Below are 3,200 nucleotides of genomic sequence, written 5' to 3' on the forward strand. Positions count from 1 at the left end.
CCTGAAGTGCTTAACCTTGCCAGTAAAAGTAACTCGTAGGCTCATTATGCAAAAGGCACGCCGTCACCACGAATGGCTCCGACCGCTTGTAGGCGTATGGTTTCAGGGTCTATTTCACTCCCTTGTTCAGGGTTCTTTTCACCTTTCCCTCACGGTACTGGTACACTATCGGTCTCCCAGGAGTATTTAGCCTTGGCGGATGGTCCCGCCGGATTCAAACAGGGTTTCACGTGCCCCGTCCTACTCAGGATACCACTATCTTTAACGCGCCTTACCTATACCGGGCTATCACCGTCTCTGGCCATGCTTTCCAACATGTTCTAGTTCGTTACGCAAAGAATGTCGTGGTCCTACAACCCCAATATTGCCGGAACAACATTGGTTTGGGCTGGTCCGATTTCGCTCGCCACTACTATCGGAATCACTCTTGTTTTCTTTTCCTCCGCCTACTTAGATGTTTCAGTTCAGCGGGTTGGCCTCTTTCGATGCTATGCCTTCAACATAGCGGGTTGCCCCATTCGGATATCCGCGGATCAACACTCATGTGCAGTTCCCCGCGGCTTTTCGCAGCTTATCACGTCCTTCATCGCCTCTGGGTAGCCTAGGCATCCCCCATACGCCCTTGCTTAGCTTGTCGCACTTTACTTATTAAAGTGCCCCTCGTAATCTTTACTATTTTTTGTATCCTACTCTCGTATTCTACTACTATTTGCTTTCAAGTTTCTTCTTTTGACTTCGCATCGATACTTAACGTACCGTGCTCCGTCCCAATATGTCAATGAACTTTTTATCCCAAATCATTCCAGGGATATCGTGGAGAATATCGGAGTCGAACCGATGACCTCCTGCGTGCAAGGCAGGCGCTCTAGCCAGCTGAGCTAATTCCCCATAACTAGTAGTTAGTAATGAGTAGTTAGTAGTTAGTACATAACTACATACCCAACTTCCAGAATTTCCTTTGTCCAATATTTTTTCGGGCATCAACCCAGAACTTCGCGCTTTTTAGTCTCGCGACTCGTAGTCTCAGGCAGACTCGAACTGCCGACCTCTACATTATCAGTGTAGCGCTCTAACCAGCTGAGCTATGAGACTTCTTAGGTCCAATAATTGACCACAATATAGTTATGGACAAAAAACAAAACGAAAACTTAAAGAAAACTACCTTCCTTCGCCAAAGTACGGGGCCGTGGGGCCAATCGTCTCTAGAAAGGAGGTGTTCCAGCCGCACCTTCCGGTACGGCTACCTTGTTACGACTTAGCCCTAGTTACCGATTTTGCCCTAGGCCGCTCCTTACGGTGACGGACTTCAGGCACTCCCGGCTTCCATGGCTTGACGGGCGGTGTGTACAAGGCCCGGGAACGTATTCACCGGATCATGGCTGATATCCGATTACTAGCGATTCCAGCTTCACGGGGTCGAGTTGCAGACCCCGATCCGAACTGTGACCGGCTTTGTAGATCCGCGCCCCCTTGCGGGGTGGCTTCCCTCTGTACCGGCCATTGTAGCACGTGTGTGGCCCAGGACGTAAGGGCCGTGATGATTTGACGTCGTCCCCACCTTCCTCACGGTTTGCACCGGCAGTCCCGTTAGAGTCCCCATCTTTACATGCTGGCAACTAACGGCAGGGGTTGCGCTCGTTATAGGACTTAACCTGACACCTCACGGCACGAGCTGACGACAACCATGCAGCACCTTGTAGATGGTCCGAAGAAAGGAGCGTCTCTGCTCCATGCAATCTACATTTAAGCCCTGGTAAGGTTCCTCGCGTATCATCGAATTAAACCACATGCTCCACCGCTTGTGCGGGCCCCCGTCAATTCCTTTGAGTTTCATTCTTGCGAACGTACTCCCCAGGTGGGATACTTATCACTTTCGCTTGGCCACAGAGTCCGAAAACCCTACAGCTAGTATCCATCGTTTACGGCGTGGACTACCGGGGTATCTAATCCCGTTCGCTCCCCACGCTTTCGTCCATCAGCGTCAGTATATAGTTGGTCACCTGCCTTCGCGATCGGTGTTCTATGTGATATCTATGCATTTCACCGCTACACCACATGTTCCGGCAACCCCACTATAACTCAAGACCAACAGTATCAAGGGCAGTCCCACAGTTGAGCTGTGGCCTTTCACCCCTGACTTATTGGCCCGCCTACGGACCCTTTAAACCCAATGATTCCGGATAACGCTCGGACCCTCCGTATTACCGCGGCTGCTGGCACGGAGTTAGCCGGTCCTTATTCTTACGGTACCGTCAGCACCCTACACGTAGGGTGGTTTCTTCCCGTATAAAAGCAGTTTACAACCCATAGGGCCGTCATCCTGCACGCGGCATGGCTGGATCAACCTTTCGGCCATTGTCCAATATTCCTCACTGCTGCCTCCCGTAGGAGTCTGGTCCGTGTCTCAGTACCAGTGTGGGGGATCCCCCTCTCAGGGCCCCTAATCATCGTTGCTTTGGTGAGCCGTTACCTCACCAACTAGCTAATGATACGCATGGCCATCCCTATCCGAAGTTCTTTAAACAGTAAATCATGCGATAAACTGTTGCTATGGGGCATTAATCTTCATTTCTAAAGGCTATTCCCCTGATAGGGGCAGGTTCCATACGCGTTCCGCACCCGTGCGCCGGTCGTCAGCAAAAAAGCAAGCTTTTTCCTGTTACCCCTCGACTTGCATGTGTTAGGCCTGCCGCTAGCGTTCATCCTGAGCCAGGATCAAACTCTCCATCGTTGTTCGTTAAATATCTCGCGATACCCCACGAACCCCAAGTTCCTTGACGTCAAAATGGTAATTCTCTTTACGCTGTCGTTTTGTCAATATGTCCAATGAACTTTTTGTCCTTGAAACCGATTCCTACTCCTTAATATCAATCACTCTCCTCGGTCTCGTCCCGCCAACCTCGTTGGTTAAGCGGCTGCAAATTTACAACTGTTTTTTTATCTGGCAAGCTTTTTTTGAAAAAAATTTCAAAACATCTTAGCGAAACAAAAAACATACTTTACATGAACTTTCCCCTTAAACACACTTGGTGTTTTTCGGGCTGCAAATGTAAAACGTCTTTTTTAATTACACAATGCTTTTTTGATTATTTTTTTTCAAGCCTCGAACCTAAAAAAAACAGTATGTCAATGAGCTTTAGAACTATCCCCTAAAACAAACCCTTTGTTGTTTTTCGGGCTGCAAATGTAACACCATTTCC

The 3,200-nt window shown here is 49.1% G+C and carries 2 tRNA genes and 2 rRNA genes (1 of these 4 cut by a window edge); all 4 read right to left on the reverse strand.

Annotated features, from left to right (window positions below):
* A 23S ribosomal RNA gene (locus ACXAGS_RS15665) occupies positions 1-638 on the reverse strand; it reaches 2,173 nt to the left of the window's first position.
* A gap of 176 nt (positions 639-814) precedes the next feature.
* Positions 815-888, reverse strand: a tRNA-Ala gene (locus ACXAGS_RS15670).
* A 130-nt stretch (positions 889-1,018) separates the two neighbouring features.
* Positions 1,019-1,092 (reverse strand) — tRNA-Ile (locus ACXAGS_RS15675).
* A gap of 114 nt (positions 1,093-1,206) precedes the next feature.
* Positions 1,207-2,731 (reverse strand): 16S ribosomal RNA (locus tag ACXAGS_RS15680).
* The 16S and 23S rRNA genes sit together here with 2 tRNA genes alongside, the layout of an rRNA operon.
* Between the last annotated feature and the right edge of the window lie 469 nt (positions 2,732-3,200).

The sequence above is a fragment of the Croceivirga sp. ABH4_376 genome (assembly GCF_056160685.1).